The sequence below is a fragment of the Nioella sp. MMSF_3534 genome (genome assembly GCF_030732985.1).
GTDB lineage: Bacteria > Pseudomonadota > Alphaproteobacteria > Rhodobacterales > Rhodobacteraceae > Nioella.
On the sequence record NZ_JASHJX010000041.1, the window covers coordinates 1 to 16,245 of the forward strand.

The following is a 16,245-nucleotide window of genomic DNA, read 5'->3' on the forward strand; positions in this document are numbered from 1 at the left end:
GGTGTACAGGGGGTGTACGGGGGGCACCCCCCTGTTTTCGGGGCAAACTCAGTCATGGGCGACCCCCAGATAGGCGTCGATCACTTCCTGGTTGTTGCGCACCTCGTCGGGCGTGCCGTCGCCGATCTTCTTGCCGTAATCCATCACCACGACGCGGTCGGACAGGTCCATGACCACGCCCATATCGTGCTCGATCAGCGCGATGGTGGTGCCGTATTCATCATTCACGTCGAGGATGAAGCGGCTCATGTCCTCCTTCTCCTCAACGTTCATACCGGCCATCGGTTCGTCGAGCAGCAGGAGCGAGGGTTCCGCGACCAGCGCGCGCGCCAGTTCCACACGCTTTTTCAAGCCGTATGGCAGGCGCCCCACCGGTGTTTTCCGAATGGCCTGAATCTCAAGGAAATCAATGATTTCTTCGGCTTTCTCGCGGTTCGCGACCTCTTCCCGCTCGGCCTTTCCCCACCAGATCGCCTGATCGAGGAAGCTGGCCGACATGTGGTTCAGGCGGCCGGTCATGATGTTGTCCAGAACCGTCATCCCTTCGAACAGGGCGATGTTCTGGAAGGTCCGGGCGATGCCCTGCCGCGCCACCTCGAACGGGCGCATCGGTCCGCGCTTTTCGCCCAGATACCAGACCTCGCCTTCCTGCGGCTTGTAGAAGCCCGAGATGACGTTCAGCATCGAGGATTTTCCAGCCCCGTTCGGGCCGATAATGGCGCGGATCTCACCCTCTCGGATGTCGAAGGAAATGTCCTTGATCGCCACCACGCCACCAAAGCGCAGGGTGATATTCTTCATTTCCATCATGGTGTTACCGATAGTCCGGCCATCGGCGGTCACATGGGGTTCGTAGTGCATCATGGTCATTCTGCGGCCACCTGCGCTTGGCCCGCGGCCTCCACGACTTTTGCGTCGCGGATCTCCAGCGTGGCGGTGATCTTGCCCTTGCGACCGTCTTCGTAGGTCACTTCGGTTTCGGTGTATTGTTCCGACTTGCCGGTGTAGAGCGCGTCGATCAGGTCGGCGAACTTCTCTTCCACGATGCGGCGACGCACCTTCCGGGTCCGGGTCATTTCACCGTCATCGGCGTCCAGTTCCTTGTGCAGCACGAGGAACCGATGCACCTGACAGCCCGACAGCATCGGGTCTTGCGCCACGGATTTGTTCACCTCTTCAACATGTTGCTGGATGGTATCCAGAACCTGCTTATGCCCGGCCAGTTCCTGATAGGACGCATAGGCGATGTTGTTGCGCTCGGCCCAGTTGCCGACGGCGGCAAGGTCGATATTGATGAAGGCGGTGCACATGTCGCGCCCGTTCCCGAAGACCACGGCCTCCAGAATGTTCGGATAGAACTTGAGCTTGTTTTCCACGTATTTCGGCGCGAACAGGCGGCCATCGGCCATCTTGCCCACATCCTTGGCGCGGTCGATGATCCGCAGATGCCCGCTGTCTTCCTCGATGAAACCCGCGTCGCCGGTCGCAACCCAGCCTTCGGGATCTTTGGTATCGGCGGTGCTTTCGGGGTTCTTGTAGTATTCCACGAAGGTGCCCGGGCTGCGGTAGTAGATTTCGCCGCTGTCCCCGATCCTGATTTCCACGCCGGGGCTGGGAACGCCCACGGTATCGGCGCGCACCTCGCCATCGGGCTGCTGCGTGATGAACACCGTCGCTTCCGTCTGGCCATAGAGCTGTTTGAGGTTGATGCCGAGCGAGCGGTAGAACTCGAAAATCTCCGGCCCGATCGCCTCACCCGCCGTATACCCGACCCGGACGCGGCTGAAGCCGAGCGTGTTCTTGAGCGGCCCGTATACCAGCTTGTCGCCGATCCAGTATTTCAGCTTGTCACCGAAGGAAACCGGCTTGCCGTCCAGAAGCCTGGGACCGACTTTCTTGGCGTGTTCCATATACTTGTGGAACATCTTGCGCTTGAATTCGCCTGCGTCCTCCATTCGGATCATGACAGTGGTCAGCGTCGTTTCGAACATGCGGGGCGGGGCGAAGAAGTAGGTCGGACCGATTTCGCGAAGGTCGGTCATCATCGTGTCGGGCGATTCCGGGCAGTTGGTGCAGAAGCCCGTCCAGTACGCCTGCCCGATGGAGAAGATGAAGTCGCCAACCCAAGCCATCGGCAAGTAGGCGAGAATTTCTTCCGAGGGGCGCAGATGATCGAATTCGGAGGACGCCCTGGCCGTCTCGATCACATTGCGGTTGGACAGCACCACACCCTTGGATTTACCCGTGGTGCCCGAGGTATAGAGCATCACGCAGGTGTCATCGTAGCCGATCGAGGCCTCGCGGTCGGCGAGTTCCTTTTCGAACCTCTCACTGGCCGCGCGGCCCTCTGCTTGCACGGAGGCCAGAGAGTGCAGCTTGGTGTGATCATATTTCCGCAGACCGCGCGCGTCCTGATAGATGATGTGTTCGATCTGGTGCACGGTTTCCTGCACCTCGATCACCTTGTCGACCTGTTCCTGATCGCCGCAAACGACGAAGCGGGCACCGGAATGATCCAGCGCATAGGTCATCTCTTCGGCCACGGCGTCCTGATACATGGGCACCGGCACGGCCCCCACCTTCATCGCGGCAACCATCGACCAGTACATGGCAGGGCGGTTGCGGCCGACAATGGCGATATGGTCGCCCTTCTCGACGCCAAGCGCCAGGAACCCAAAGGCAATTGCCTGGATCTCCTCGGCCGCTTCTGCCCAGGTCCAGCTTTGCCAGATACCGAATTCCTTTTCCCGATAGGCGGGCTTGCTTCCGAATTGTGCAACGTTCCGTGCGAGCAGTGCAGGAACGGATTCAGGCACGCCCGAAACCGCTTTCATCTCAGCCAAGTTCTGTCCTCCCTTCGCCGGTCATCCCGGCGGCCACGCGGTTCCATGACGAAAACGAATCCGCACCTCACCGTGTTGCCGCCATGGTTGAGCGTCAATTTTTACCTGACTTTTTCCCAATCCTAACGAATTGTAACACGCGGCTGGCAGGTCTTGGCGCGAGGGAACCAAGCGTGTAGCGGAAAGGCAGGAGGAGTTGACAGATGGCCAGATCGGACGCCACTGCGCATATGACCCGTGCCGGGTTGAACCTGATCCAGCAGGCGCTGACGATCTATGACCGCGACCTGAAGCTTGCGGTCTGCAACCGGCCCTTCCAGACCATGTTCGATCTGCCAGAATCTCTGGTCACCCCCGGTGCGACATTTCGTGACACGATCCGATTTCTTGTCCAGCGCGGCGAATATGGCGAGGTGGACGACCCCGAGGGATTCGTCACCGACCGTGTGGAACAGGCCCGTGCCTTTGAACCGCATTACATGGAACGCCGCCGGTCCAATGGCAGGATGATCAGTGTCGAGGGCAGCCCGCTGCCAGAGGGGGGCTGGGTCACGGTCTATACCGACATCACCTCGATCAAGAGCCAGGAGTCGCTGCTGCGCGCCCGGTCCGAGGAACTGTCCGATCAGTTGCTGACACATGCGGAGGAGCTCTCTCGCACCAACCGCCAGCTTGCCGCCACCATCGCACAGCTGGAAGAGACCAAGCGCGGGCTGGCCGAAATGGAGGCGCGCACCCGCCTGACCACCGAAATGACGCCCGCCCATATCGGCCATGTGGATACCGATGGCGTCTACACCTTCACCAACCGGCGCCTGTCTTCGGTTTTGCCGGGGCGATCGAACGAGATCGTGGGCCTGCATTTCTGCGAAGCGCTCGGGGTCAAGACATCGCGCCGCCTGCGCCCGCATCTGGACCGGGCGATGAAGGGTGATTCAAGCGTGCTGGAGTTCACCGACGAGGACTCTGGCCGCCGCATTCGCACGGCCTTTACCCCCGATCGGGTAGGCGAAACCGGTCCGATCAACGGCGTTTACCTGCTGTCCACAGATGTGACGGAAGAGGCGCAGGCGCGCGCGGTGCTGATCCAGACCAACAAGCGCGAACTGGCGGCGCAACTTACCAGCGGCATGGCGCATGACTTTTCCAACCTGCTGACCATCATCCTCGGCCTGCAAAGCCGCCTGTCCCGGATGGACCTGCCGGAGGCCGCGAAGGAGTTGACCAGCGCCACCACAGCCGCCGCCCGCCGCGGCGGGACGCTGCTGGACCGGATCGCGCGCATCTCCGGCCCGCGGGAACTGCACCCCGCCCCGGTTGATATGCGCCGCTTTTTCGAGACCTTCGAGGCGCTGGCCCGCGCGCCCCTGGCCGACAACATCCGCCTGTCGATCACCCAGAACGTGCCCGACCCGCTGTTGATGCTGGATGAAGGATCCTTGCAGGACAGTCTTCTCAACCTCGTGCTGAACGCCCGTGACGCGATTGGCCCGGAAGGAGGAGAGATTCGCATTCGCGCGCAGAAGGTGCGGGATACGTGGCTCGATATCGTGGTGGAGGATACCGGGCCGGGCTTTTCAAAAGAAGCGCTGGAATTCGCGCTCGACCCGTTCTTCACCACCAAGGGGCAGGCGGGGTCGGGGCTTGGCCTGTCGATGGTCTTCGATTTCGCCAAGCTGTCGGGCGGCAATGTACGTCTGGAAAACCATCGCGAGGGCGCGCGCGTCACCTACCGGCTGCCCTTCCGCGCGGTGCCCCTGTCCGAGGCCACACCGATGCTGATCCTGCTGGTGGAGGATATGCCCGATCTGCGCGTGTCGGTGCGGGAGATGCTGACCGATATGGGCCATCAGGTGATCGAGGCTGCCAGCTTTGCCGAGGCCGATGCGCTGGCCGACCTGCCCGCCATCAACATGGTTCTGTCTGATATCAAGCTCTCTGGCCATACGACCGGTGTCGATCTGCTGGCAAGGCTGGCCCGGCGGCGGCCGGAACTGCGGCTGGCGCTGATGACGTCCCTGCCCGAAACACACCCGCTGCGGCAACGGGGGGCGGCCTGCTGGCCCGTTCTGTCGAAACCCTTCGACAGCGGCCAGCTTCACGCCATACTGGCGCAGGAGGAAAGCGCATGAGCGAACCGCTGGTCACCATTCTGGACGACGAACCACAGATACGGCTGATGCTGTCCGAAGCGCTGACCGAAGCCGGGTTTCGCACGGCGGCCTATTCCCGCGCGACCGAGTTCGAAGCCGCCCTGCGCAAGACCACCCCCGATGTCTGCCTTGTCGATCTGGGCCTGCCGGACCGGGACGGGCTGGCCGTGGTGCACCGGCTGGCATTGGAATCGGGCGCGTCGATCATCATCATCTCGGGCCGCGCACAAGTACAGGACCGGGTGACCGGGCTGGAACTGGGGGCCGATGACTACATCATCAAACCGTTCGACCCCGCAGAGGTCGTGGCCCGTGTGCGCGCAAGGCTCAGGGATGTGCGCAGTCGCCCGGCGCAATCCGACACCGCCCGGTTCGAAGGCTGGACCGCCTATTTCGACCGCTACGTTATGGTCGATGAAGCGGGCGAAGAGGTCAGTTTTTCCCATGCGGAAGGCGAGGTTCTGCGGCTGTTCCTCGACAGCCCCAAACGCCTGATCAGCCGCCAGCAGATGCAGGAAGCGCTTGGCGGCGCGGCGGGCGAAAGCTTTGACCGCGCCATGGATGTCCGCATCTCGCGCCTGCGCACCAAGCTGAAGGAAGACCCGAAAAACCCGCGCCTGATCAAGACGATCTACGGCGCGGGCTATATCTTCCTGGGTGATGTGAAGTGGGACTAGGCGGCGATCCAGTCGTCAACTGCCCGGTCCAGCCCGGTCCAATCGGTATATTCCCGATCTGCGGTCAGGTCCTGACCGGGGTCTTTTGCGGCGATGATCCGGCGCATGGCGAAGCGTCGGATGATATCGTAGCGCGAGGGCGTGTAGGCCCCCGCCACCTGCTCCACCCTGTCGGGGGTCCAACCGGTGGCCTCGGTCATCTCGTTGGCGATTGTTTCAAGGCCGCGCCAGTCGTCGGCATCATGCCCCGCTGCGGACAGGGAAACCGACAAGAACAGGGTGGGCAGCGTTGCCAGCAATGGCGCAGCATCGGCCACAAAGTCCGATAGCGCCTGCTGGTAGTGGCCAAGGTGAACCGATGCGGCGAGGATGACCCTGTCGAACCGCGCAACGCCTGGGTCATCTGACTCCGAAAGAGGGAGCAATTCGACAGAGTGACCGCCATCAATCAAGTGATCTGCCACATGGCGGCAAATCTTGCGGGTCTGGCCCTCGGTCGTGGCATAACCGATCAGGATCTTCATGAGAACGCCTCCTTGCCTGCGATCCGCCGGGCAAGCGGCGATGCGCCCGACATCTGGCCGCAGTCTGCGCCCGAAGCCAGGCTGACGCCTTGACGAGAGTCAAAAAGCTCAGGAGGGCGCCAGATCCGCCGCCGCACGCGCCAGAACCCTGAGGCCGGTCACCAGGTCGGCCTCGGCGGTGTCTTCGGCAAAGTCGTGGCTGATCCCGCCGATGGACGGCACGAAAAGCATTCCCACCGGCATCATCCGAGACAGGTTCGACGCATCATGCAGCGCACCGGACGGCATCGACCGCCACTTGCCGGGCGCAATTTGTCCGGCGGCTCTCGAAAGCGCCTCTTGCATCCGCGCATCCATCGGCACGGGCACCAGATCGTGGCGCAGACGGTCGGCGCTGATGTTCAGGCCGGTGCCGTTCTCGACCTCCAGCAGGACGGAGTCGATCACCCGTTCCATCCGGTCCAGCCGATCCGCATCGCCATCGCGCCACTGGATGGTGAACACAGCCTTGCCCGGCACGATGGAAGATGCATTGGGCAGAAGCCGCATATGCCCGATGGTCCAGACGGTCTGCGGCGTCACCAGATTGCGGAACCGGTCATTCAGTAGCGTCGCAATCCGCACCGCCCCCTGAAACGCATCCTTGCGCATGGCCATGGGCGTGGTGCCCGCGTGGTTCTGTTCGCCGCTCACCGTGACCTGCAATTGCCTCAGCCCCACGATAGAGGTCACAACGCCAACCGCTTCGCCAACCTGATCCAGAACTGGCCCCTGTTCGATGTGGCATTCCAGAAAGCCGGTGAACCGGTCCGGGTCCACGAAATCGGGCTTGGCAAGATGGGCGACCGCCGCTCGGCCTTCCGCAAAGCTCTGACCGTCGGTGGCGCGGAACGCGTCCGCCTCGGCCAGCGTGGTGCTGCCCGACCAGATATCGCTGCCCGTGAGGGCGCCATAGCGGCCCTCCTCGTCCTGAAAGCTGACGCAGGAAATGGCAGGGCCACCGGCCTCTCGCGATGCACGAGCCACCTCCAGCCCCATGATCACGCCGAGCGCCCCATCGAGCCAGCCGCCTTCCGGCTGCGAATCGGAATGCGAACCGATCAGCAAAGACGGGCCGTCGACCAGCCCGAAGAGGTTGCCCGCCGGGTCCATATGCGGCGCAAGCCCCGCCTCCTGCATGCGCGCGGACAGCCATTCGCGTGAGGCCACATCAGCGGGCGAGAAGGCGGGCCGGACCACGCCGGACCCCTCTGCCCCGAAGCTGCGGAGATGATGCAGATCGGCCAGAAAGCGCGCGGAATCGATATCGAAAGTCTGTCCCATGTCCCATTCCTAGCCCGTTTTATGCTATCGTCTAGTCATGGACCCTGTAACGCTTACCTTTTACGCCGTGGTGTGTGGCCTTTTGGGCCTTGTCAGCCCAAACCTTGGCCGCCCGGCAATCCGTCTTGGCATCGGGACCATTGTGGGCCTGATCGCAGCCGGTGCCCTGCCCACGATCCGTGCCAGCCTCGGGCTCTGAGACGCTTCGCCCCTTTTCTTGCGCGCCCCGACGTCCTAAGCGGGGGGCAGACGGCGCGAGGAAATCCCCATGTCCTACATCACCCTCGTGCGCCACGGTCAGGCCAATACCGAAGCGCGCGACGAAGACAGCTATGACCGGCTGAGCGAGCTTGGCACCCGACAGGCCCAGTGGCTGGGGCAGCATCTGGCGCGCACCGGTGAGGTGTTTCCGCGACTTTACTCCGGCACGCTTCAGCGCCACCGGGAAACCGCCGCAGCCATCGGGCTGGACGGTCATGCAGAGCCCCAGATTGATGCGCGGTTCAACGAGATGGAGTTCTTCACGCTGGCCACGCTCTACCGCGACCAGCATGGCGTGCCGATCCCCGAGGACCGGGAGGATTTCACCGATCATCTGCCCCGCCTCTTCGCCGCGTGGCAGGCAGGCGAGATCGACAATCCGCCGGAAAGTTTTCAGGCATTCGAAGCCCGCGTTCGGGACGGCATGGAAGAGATTGGCGCCGGCGACGGTCGGGCTCTGGTCGTGACCTCTGGCGGGGTCATCGGCATGGCCATGCGGATCACCCTCGGGCTCGACCTGATGGGATATGCCCGCGCCTGCCTCGCCGTGGAAAACACCTCGCTCAGCCGCTGGCTGCCCCTGCGCGGTTCGCTGGCCCTGACCCAATTCAACGCGCTGCCGCATCTGGAGCACCCGGAACGGCAATTCGCGCGCACCCATCTGTGAGGAAACCGATATGACACATCTCTGGGTCCGGGCCGAACAGCGCCCGAACGAGGAACGCACCGGGATCACGGCAGAGGGCGTTCGCGCCCTGATCGCGGCGGGTATCCGTGTGACGGTCGAGGAAAGCTCCACCCGCGCCGCAGGTCTGACGGGCTATGCCGAGGCCGGCGCCGAGATCGCGCCGGAAAACAGCTGGCCAGACGCGCCTGCCGACGCGATCATCTTCGGGCTGAAGGAACTGCCAGAGGACGGCACCCCGCTGCCGCACCGTCACATCATGTTCGGCCACGCCTTCAAGGGGCAGTTTTCAGGCCGTGCGCTGCTGGACCGGTTCAAGGCCGGGGGCGGGACACTCTACGATCTGGAATACCTTGTGGACGAGACCGGCCGCCGCGTCGCCGCTTTCGGCTACTGGGCCGGGTTCGCAGGCGCGGCCGTGTCGCTGAAGGCCTGGATCGCGCAGCAATCGGGCGGCATCTGCCCGCCCGTCGAGGCCTATCCCGGCAAGGATGCGTTGCTGTCCGATCTGGCCAAGGGCATGGCGGGCCTGACCGCGCCCCGCGCCATCGTCATCGGCGCGCTTGGCCGCGTGGGCACCGGCGCGGCGGATCTGTGCGAGGCCATGGGGATGAGCGTGACCAAGTGGGACATGGCCGAGACCGCCAGCGGCGGGCCGTTCCCCGACATCCTCGACCATGACATCTTCCTCAACTGCATCTTCGCGCGCCCCGGAACGCCGGTCTTCGTCCCGCGCGAGGCGCTGACGCAGCCGCGCAGCCTGACCGTGATCGGCGACGTGGCCTGCGACCCCGACAGCGATTACAACCCCGTGCCGGTCTATGACCGCGCGACCACATGGGACGCGCCCGTGCTGCGCGTTCATGACATGCCGCCGATGGACGTGATGGCAATCGACAACCTGCCCTCGATGCTGCCGGTGGAGTCTTCGCAGGACTACGCGGCGCAGCTTCTGCCCTCTCTCCTGACACTGACCGATCTGGATAGTGGGGTCTGGGCGCGGGCGAAGGCGGAATTTGACAAGCACGTCGGCTGACCCGTCGGGCAAGGCCCTACATCAGGTCGTCTTCCGCCTCGGACGGATCGACGCCGAGCGCCTCCAACCCGGCTTCCAGATGGTCCGACAGGTGCGGGGTGCCGATCAGGTAATCGGCTGTCGGCGTCGTCGCCTCGTTGCGGGCGGTGGAAAGCGCCTCGGCGAAATCCTCGGGCTCGAAACTGCCGCGCCCGATCCACATGATGGCGACAACCTCGGCCTGCTCATCCTCGTTCAGGGTTTCGAGAAACCCGCGCAATTCACCCTCGGCCCGGTCGAGCTCGTGCCCCATCAGGATGATCTGTGCGACCTTGTGGGTGGAAATGGCCAGCATGTCGGGTCCTCCGGTTCTGTCCGAGTCTAGGATTGTTGCGCGCCCGGTTCAATCCTGCGCCGGTTTTGTCAGCCATGCAATGGCAGGCCGTGTCAGCCAACCGGGCAGGATATGCAGCAGCCGCACCACGGCCCCCGCCATGGCGGGAACCGTCCGGCGGAATCGCGGCGTGCCCATATGTTCGAAGATCTCGGCGGCGGCGGCGGCAGGGGCAACCGCCAGACGGCTTCCGGGCACCCCGAGCGTGACAAGCTGCACCGCCAGCGCCGACCCCTTCGCCTCGGCGCGCAGCGATTCGGCCATCAGGCGCACCCCGGCCTTGGATGCGGCATAGCCCGACTGACGGGGCGATCCGCCGATCCCGGCTAGGCTGTCCAGCAAAACGATATGCCCCCGCCCCTCGAAGATCGGCAACGCCACGCCAAGCGCATTTGCGATCCCGGTCAGATTGGATGAGATCATTCGTGCCACAACCGCAGCGCTCCACGCTTCCGCGCCGATCACATGGTGGTCATCTATGGCATAGACCAGTCCATCGACTGCACCCAGTTCAATGGCAATCTCGGCAAGCCTGTCTTCGTCCCTGACATCAATCGGGATGTAGCTTGCGCGCCCCGGCAGCGACACCACCAGGTCTTCCAGCTTGTCCTGATCGCACCCTGACAGGACAAGGGACACCCCGGCGCGGCTGAGCTTTTCGGCAAGCGCGGCACCGAGAGACGCGTCCGCCCCTACAAGCCAGTATCGCATCCCTGCCCAATCGCGCATGTCGACCTCCGGTTTCGCGTCGGAGGGAAGGTTTCACTTCGGCGCGAGCAGGTCCAGTACAGAAGGGACGTATAAATGTCGCAGCAATGCCCTGCCCCGCAGCATGTCGGGGCAGGTGAGGATCAGTCAGCCCAGAACACGGTTGCAGATGGTCCGGTCACGCATCTGAGCCTGCCCGCCAAGCAGCGACCAGATACGGAGCATGGTTTGCGCATCGCTGGCGCGGCCCAGTTCCTCTGGGTGGGTTTCCTTCAGTTTCAGGACGCGGATTTCCGAAGTTTTGTTGATCATGACGTTCACCTGCTGGTTCACGCCCCCACAGTCCGATCAGACTGCCCTCGCAGAAGTTACCCGGGACTTAACATCGGACGGGATAAAGCGTTCAATTGTAACGGATTCACGAAAGGCAACACCATGGACAGCGGCATTTTCATCCTTCTGATTGCGCAGGGACCATGCTTTGCGCTTTGGGCGGTGCTGTCCTTTCGGGCCGTGTTCCAGATCCGCGCCATCGCAGCGAGTCGCAGCGGACAGATGTTTCCCGGCCCCGTGTCGTTTCTGTCGGCCATGGGCGTCTGGCTGAAAGACCCCTCTCACCGGCTGACGCGGGGTCTCTGGACCCTGTCGCTGCTTGGGACAATGGCACCATCCCTCGTCATTGCCTTCGAAACCGGCGGCGTGGAATAGGCCTTTCGGAACCGCGCCGGAGCCAATAGACCAACCCCATGCAACCGCTCGACTACCGCCCCCCGCAGGAACCGCTTGAAATCCTGCACCACGACCATGAGCTCCTGCTGGTCAACAAGCCAAGCGGGCTGTTATCCGTGCCCGGAAAGGGCGATCACCTGTCCGATTGCCTGATCGCCCGAGTGAAAGAGGCCTTCCCGGAGGCGCTGCTGGTGCACCGGCTGGACATGGACACCTCTGGCGTCATGGTCTTCGGGCTGACACCCCACGCTCAGCGGCACCTGGGGCTGCAATTCGAAAAGCGCCAGACCAAGAAAACTTATGTGGCGCGGGTCTGGGGCGAAATGGCCGAGAAGACCGGTGAAGTGGATCTGCCACTGATCGTGGACTGGCCGAACCGGCCGTTGCAGATGGTCGACCACGAAAACGGCAAGCCTGCACAAACCGGGTGGCGGGTCATGCGAACCGGTAACGGGGAAACACGGGTTCGGCTCTATCCGCGTACCGGTCGCTCGCACCAGTTGCGTGTGCACATGCTTGCGCTCGGCCATCCGATTCTGGGCGATCCGTTTTATGCGAAGGGGCCAGCGCGCGACTTTCCCCGTTTGATGCTACACGCGGAATCGCTGCGCCTGCGCCATCCCGACGGGGGCAAGGGAATGAACTTCTCCGTCAAGGCCCCGTTCTGACCGGGGCGCGGGAAAGGATTTTGAAAATCCTTTCAACGATCTTTCAAGATCGTTCCAGCGCCCTCTACCCGCGCAGCACCCTGTCGGTGAAGTTCAGGCGCGTGGCCACGATCGGGCAGAGCAACGGCTCCAATTCCGGCTCTCTTCGCAAGACCTCTTCCAGATCGTCCAGCCGGTTGGTGGCGATCAGTTGCAGAACATCGCTTCGCACGCTTCCATCCTGCCGCCGGGGCAAGTCGGCCACGGGCTGAACCAGTTCGGCCCGCGCCTCGGGGATAAGGGCGCGTAGTTCAGCGGCATCCATGTCCGTTTCCGCAAAGACGTAAACCCCAACTCCACGCGCGGGCAGGGCGTAGGTGCACAAGGCCACATCGCGCAGGGCATCATGCCGGGCTGCCAGATCGCGGATCGCGGGACCGTCGCGGGCGATCCGGTCTTCGGTGCCTTCTCCGTCGGACCAGTTCATCAGCCGCCGGGTAATGAAGTTGTAGACAGGCTTGGCGGTCGCCATCCAGATGCGCGACGGCAGTGACTTGCGGGCCAGCAAGCGCTTTTCGGACGCGGTCAGCAGGTCCGGCGCAAAGGCGCGTTTCTGTTTCAGAAGATGCCGCAGATCCTCTCTTGCCATGGTGCGAAACATCACCCCGCGCCGCCGGTGGACGCTGGCCAGTTGAAAATCAATCACCGCCGCGCGGCCTTCGGGCGTGCGCAGCCAGTTCTGCGGTTTGGCTATATCGTTGTGAGTCACCCCGTGCCGCCGCATCTGACGCAAAAGCCGCTTGGCGTCGCGATAGAATTCGCGATCAACCGGGCGGGCCAGTTGCAGGGGTGTCCCCTCCGACCAGCTGCGCAGCAGCCCGACCTTGTCCACGCGCAGAAGCTCTGGCGTGCCCTCGATACCCTGCACCGCCCTAAGCCCCCGTATTTCCTTGCGGGCGAGATACCATGCGATCGGCCGCGCCCAGATCGGCACGCCATCGAGCTTGCGCAGGGCCACTTTGCGGGACGGATCTTCGGCCAGATGCCCGGCGATGGTTTCCGAGAACACATCGCGTTTGAGCACCGTATCCGGCACGAAGGTCAGGGGCTGGTCAGGCATGAAGGGCGAAACCCCCGAAAAGAAAGATCCGGGGGCGGTGATACCCCCGGATGCAAAGCTTTGTCCATGTTCACCGGTCAGGCGTCGTCAGTCGACCAGCCGGACACGGCCTTGACCTCGCAGAAATCCTCCAGCCCGAAGACACCGCCTTCGCGCCCATTGCCGGATTTCTTCATGCCACCGAAGGGGCTGCCCGCGCCGCGACCCTGGCCGTTCATTTCGACCATGCCGGACCGCAGCTTCCGCGCCAGACGGTTGCGCTTGGCCCCATCTTGCGTCTGGACGTAGTTCGTCAGGCCGTATTCCGTGTCATTGGCAATCGCCAGCGCCTCGGCCTCATCCTCGAAGGGGATGATCGACAGGACCGGACCGAAGATTTCCTCGCGCGCGATGGTCATGTCGTTATTCACATCGGCAAAGACCGTCGGCCGCACGAAATAGCCCTTGTTGAACCCCTCGGGCCGTCCAAGACCACCAGCGACCAGTCGGGCGCCTTCTTCGATGCCCTTTGCGATCAACCCTTGGATCTTGTCGAACTGCATCTGGCTGACGACCGGGCCGATATGACGCCCGGACTCGCTGGCCAAGCCAACGGTGGTGGCCTCTGCCGTCGCGGCGGCAATCTCTACCGCCTGATCGTAGACCTCGCGCTGCACCAGCATGCGCGTCGGCGCATTGCAGGACTGGCCGGAGTTGTTGAAGCAGTGGATCGCCCCACGCTTCACAGCCTTCTCATCGGCATCGGCGAAGATGATGTTCGCGCCCTTGCCGCCCAGTTCCAGATGCACAGGCTTCAGCGTGTCCGCCGCGTTCTTGGAAATCGCGATGCCTGCGCGGGTCGATCCGGTGAAGCTGATTGCGTCGATGCCGGGATGCGCGGTCATCGCAGAACCCACGCCCGCACCATCACCGTTGATCATGTTGAACACACCCGCGGGCACGCCCGCCTCATCAAGGATCTCGGCCCAGACAAGCGACGACAGCGGCGCGATCTCGGACGGTTTCAGGATCATCGTGCAGCCGGTGGCCAGAGCAGGGATCACCTTCAGCGTCACCTGGTTCATCGGCCAGTTCCACGGGGTGATCATGCCGACAACGCCAACGCCCTCGTAAATGATCCGGTCATTCGGCGCATGGTCGCCCAGGGGGCGTTCGAACTCGAAATCCTCCAGCGCCTTGATGAAATTCGAGATGTGCCACGTGCCCGCGCCGACCTGAGAGGACCGGGCCATGTCGATGGGTGCACCCATCTCGGTCGAGATTGCCTGCGCCATGTCCTCGCCACGGGCCTTGTAGACCTCCAGCACCTTGCGGATCAGGTCGAGCCGGTCCTGCTTGGACGTATAGGCATAACTTTCAAACGCCGTTCGGGCAGCGGCAACGGCGGCGTCCACATCGGCCTGCCCGCCAAGCGAAATCGTTGCGCAGACCTCCTCGGTCGAGGGGTTGACGACGTCGAAATCATTGGGCTGGCTCGGGGCCACCCATTGGCCGTTGATGTAGAAATCTGTGCTCTTGGGCATGATCTGTCTCCCTTGTTCGGCGCGGAGCCTGTCATCGACTGATGCCAAGGACAAGGCCCCCCGTTCGTGACGCGACGGAGTTGCGGGAACGCCTGTCACATCCTGCCGCAGTGCGGCGGAATGTCTGTCCCTATCTATAAGGATTCTAAATCTTGGCGGTGTAACTCCCCCTCGGAATACCCATATTATAATTGACGACTGCAACCGAATAACGAGGAGCCCGAGTATGGCCCTGCGCATCAACGACACCATCCCGAACCTTACCGTCGAAACAGATCAGGGCAGCTTTGCCCTGCATGACTGGATCGGCGACAACTGGGCGATCCTGTTCAGCCACCCCAAGGATTTCACCCCGGTCTGCACCACTGAATTCGGTGCCGTCGCCCAACTGGCCGACGAATGGGAAAAGCGCGGCACCAAAGTGCTTGGCATTTCCGTGGACAGCGTGGAAGAGCATGTGAAGTGGAAGGGCGATATTGAATCCGTGGGCGGTGCAAAAGCAGGCTTCCCGATCGTTGCGGACAAGGACCTGCAGGTTTCCAAGGCCTTCGACATGCTTCAGGCCGACTATTACCTGTCCGACAACCCGACACCCGCCGACAGCCAGACCGTGCGCACGGTCTTCATCATCGGCCCCGACAAGCAGTTGAAGCTGTCGATGACCTACCCGATGAATGTGGGCCGCAACTTCGCCGAGGTGCTGCGCGCGCTGGATGCGCTCCAGACCGCCGCGCGCGAAACCGTGGCAACCCCGGCCAACTGGACCCCCGGTGGTGACGTTGTGGTGCCGCTGTCGGTCAGCGACGAAGATGCCATCGCCAAATATGGCTCGATCGACAAGAAACTGCCCTATCTGCGTATGGCAAAGCTCTCTGCCTGATCTGCCTCCGGTCGCAGTAAAGAAGAGGCCCCTGGGATGGTTCCAGGGGCCTTTTGCGTTCCGGTCCGACGTTAGACGGGGTGCAACCGGACCGGCGTTCCCACATCCACCATGTCGTACAGTTGGATCACATGGTCATTCACCATCCGGATACAGCCAGAGGATGCCGACATGCCGATAGACCAGGGTTGCGGCGTTCCGTGGATACGCAAAAGCGAATCGCCATAGCCGGTATAGAGATACAGAGCCCGCGCCCCGAGCGGGTTGTCCGGGCCGCCCTCCATGCCACCGGCGAACTGCGAATAGACCTCCGGCTCGCGCGCGATCATGCTTGGTGTGGGTGTCCAGCTTGGCCATTCGGCCTTGCGGCCAACCCGGAAAGAACCGGATGCCTGACGGCCTTCGCGCCCCACGGCAACGCCAAATCTAAGCGCCGTGTCGTTCTCATGCACCAGATATAGGAAATGTGCGCCCATATCGACATGGATCGTGCCGGGGCGGAAGCCGGGGTTGATGTCAACCATTTGCGGCTCGTACCGGCTGGACAGCTGCCAGCTTTCGGTGGCGCCCGCGATGGTCGGTGTCAGGGCCAGCGCAGCCCCGGTCGAAATGAAATGGCGGCGGGTCAGCATCGGCAGCATCCCTCCCCTTCGGTAAAATTTCTGAACTCGGCAGAGTTTGACCGATCCTTTGTGAACCGGGCAAGTCTTTGTTTGATAACGTTTCTGTAATTCCACCCCCCGCGCAGGTTTCATATCGGTGA

Annotated in this window: 18 protein-coding genes; 8 read left to right on the top strand and 10 right to left on the bottom strand. The window is 62.9% G+C overall.

Features of this window, described 5'->3' with window-relative positions; all coding sequences use genetic code 11:
• Positions 1 to 48 precede the first annotated feature (48 nt).
• Together RBB16_RS15885 and RBB16_RS15890 are read right to left on the bottom strand one after the other, a co-directional pair.
• Positions 49 to 864, bottom strand: coding sequence for an ABC transporter ATP-binding protein (locus RBB16_RS15885; protein WP_371931259.1), 816 nt, complete (start codon positions 862 to 864; stop codon positions 49 to 51).
• Between the two features lie 2 nt (positions 865 to 866).
• Positions 867 to 2,834, bottom strand: a complete 1,968-nt coding sequence (locus RBB16_RS15890) for an AMP-binding protein (RefSeq protein ID WP_306047134.1) — start codon at positions 2,832 to 2,834, stop codon at positions 867 to 869.
• Between the two features lie 212 nt (positions 2,835 to 3,046).
• On the opposite strand from RBB16_RS15890, the gene RBB16_RS15895 reads away from it, so the two are divergent.
• Together RBB16_RS15895 and RBB16_RS15900 are read left to right on the top strand one after the other, a co-directional pair.
• Entirely contained in the window at positions 3,047 to 4,975 is a 1,929-nt protein-coding gene (locus RBB16_RS15895) for a PAS-domain containing protein (RefSeq protein ID WP_306047097.1), read from the top strand.
• Complete coding sequence (locus RBB16_RS15900; protein WP_071691509.1) at positions 4,972 to 5,673, top strand: response regulator transcription factor; 702 nt, start codon at positions 4,972 to 4,974, stop codon at positions 5,671 to 5,673. The genes RBB16_RS15895 and RBB16_RS15900 overlap by 4 nt, the downstream gene beginning before the upstream one ends.
• On the opposite strand, the gene RBB16_RS15905 is transcribed toward RBB16_RS15900, so the two are convergent.
• Positions 5,670 to 6,197 carry a flavodoxin domain-containing protein gene (locus tag RBB16_RS15905; protein WP_306047098.1) on the bottom strand — a complete coding sequence of 176 codons (528 nt, stop codon included), beginning with the start codon at positions 6,195 to 6,197 and terminating at the stop codon, positions 5,670 to 5,672. The genes RBB16_RS15900 and RBB16_RS15905 overlap by 4 nt on opposite strands.
• A 108-nt stretch (positions 6,198 to 6,305) precedes the next feature.
• Positions 6,306 to 7,520 (bottom strand): hydantoinase/carbamoylase family amidase, encoded by a 1,215-nt coding sequence (locus RBB16_RS15910; protein WP_306047099.1) that lies wholly within the window; start codon positions 7,518 to 7,520, stop codon positions 6,306 to 6,308.
• Between the two features lie 37 nt (positions 7,521 to 7,557).
• Here RBB16_RS15910 and RBB16_RS15915 point away from each other — a divergent pair, with 37 nt between their 5' ends.
• The 3 genes from RBB16_RS15915 to RBB16_RS15925 all read left to right on the top strand — a co-directional run bounded on the left by RBB16_RS15915 (position 7,558) and on the right by RBB16_RS15925 (position 9,502).
• Positions 7,558 to 7,719 (top strand): hypothetical protein, encoded by a 162-nt coding sequence (locus tag RBB16_RS15915; protein WP_306047100.1) that lies wholly within the window; start codon positions 7,558 to 7,560, stop codon positions 7,717 to 7,719.
• Positions 7,720 to 7,788: 69 nt separating this feature from the next.
• Positions 7,789 to 8,448: a histidine phosphatase family protein gene (locus RBB16_RS15920; protein WP_306047101.1), complete on the top strand. Its 660-nt coding sequence runs from the start codon at positions 7,789 to 7,791 to the stop codon at positions 8,446 to 8,448.
• Between the two features lie 10 nt (positions 8,449 to 8,458).
• On the top strand, positions 8,459 to 9,502 hold the full coding sequence (locus RBB16_RS15925) for a saccharopine dehydrogenase (RefSeq protein ID WP_306047102.1): 1,044 nt from the start codon (positions 8,459 to 8,461) through the stop codon (positions 9,500 to 9,502).
• 16 nt (positions 9,503 to 9,518) lie between these two features.
• Here the strand turns inward: RBB16_RS15925 and RBB16_RS15930 are convergent, their stop codons facing one another.
• The 3 genes from RBB16_RS15930 to RBB16_RS15940 form a co-directional block, all read right to left on the bottom strand.
• Complete coding sequence (locus RBB16_RS15930) at positions 9,519 to 9,836, bottom strand: DUF3775 domain-containing protein (RefSeq protein ID WP_071691504.1); 318 nt, start codon at positions 9,834 to 9,836, stop codon at positions 9,519 to 9,521.
• 48 nt (positions 9,837 to 9,884) lie between these two features.
• Positions 9,885 to 10,604: an SDR family oxidoreductase gene (locus tag RBB16_RS15935; RefSeq protein WP_306047103.1), complete on the bottom strand. Its 720-nt coding sequence runs from the start codon at positions 10,602 to 10,604 to the stop codon at positions 9,885 to 9,887.
• A gap of 126 nt (positions 10,605 to 10,730) precedes the next feature.
• A complete protein-coding gene (locus tag RBB16_RS15940) occupies positions 10,731 to 10,895 on the bottom strand; it encodes a hypothetical protein (RefSeq protein WP_158514352.1) in 165 nt (54 codons plus the stop codon).
• Positions 10,896 to 11,018: 123 nt separating this feature from the next.
• On the opposite strand from RBB16_RS15940, the gene RBB16_RS15945 reads away from it, so the two are divergent.
• On the top strand, positions 11,019 to 11,291 hold the full coding sequence (locus RBB16_RS15945) for a hypothetical protein (RefSeq protein ID WP_306047104.1): 273 nt from the start codon (positions 11,019 to 11,021) through the stop codon (positions 11,289 to 11,291).
• A 38-nt stretch (positions 11,292 to 11,329) separates the two neighbouring features.
• The gene (locus RBB16_RS15950; RefSeq protein WP_306047105.1) at positions 11,330 to 11,980 is read left to right on the top strand and encodes a pseudouridine synthase; all 651 of its coding nucleotides are present in this window, start codon (positions 11,330 to 11,332) and stop codon (positions 11,978 to 11,980) included.
• 64 nt (positions 11,981 to 12,044) lie between these two features.
• Here RBB16_RS15950 and RBB16_RS15955 read toward each other — a convergent pair whose 3' ends face one another.
• Entirely contained in the window at positions 12,045 to 13,079 is a 1,035-nt protein-coding gene (locus RBB16_RS15955; protein WP_306047106.1) for a serine/threonine protein kinase, read from the bottom strand.
• A 77-nt stretch (positions 13,080 to 13,156) separates the two neighbouring features.
• Entirely contained in the window at positions 13,157 to 14,602 is a 1,446-nt protein-coding gene (locus RBB16_RS15960) for an aldehyde dehydrogenase family protein (protein WP_306047107.1), read from the bottom strand.
• A gap of 226 nt (positions 14,603 to 14,828) precedes the next feature.
• On the opposite strand from RBB16_RS15960, the gene RBB16_RS15965 reads away from it, so the two are divergent.
• On the top strand, positions 14,829 to 15,482 hold the full coding sequence (locus RBB16_RS15965; RefSeq protein ID WP_306047108.1) for a peroxiredoxin: 654 nt from the start codon (positions 14,829 to 14,831) through the stop codon (positions 15,480 to 15,482).
• Between the two features lie 71 nt (positions 15,483 to 15,553).
• Here RBB16_RS15965 and RBB16_RS15970 read toward each other — a convergent pair whose 3' ends face one another.
• Entirely contained in the window at positions 15,554 to 16,114 is a 561-nt protein-coding gene (locus RBB16_RS15970; protein WP_306047109.1) for a L,D-transpeptidase, read from the bottom strand.
• Between the last annotated feature and the right edge of the window lie 131 nt (positions 16,115 to 16,245).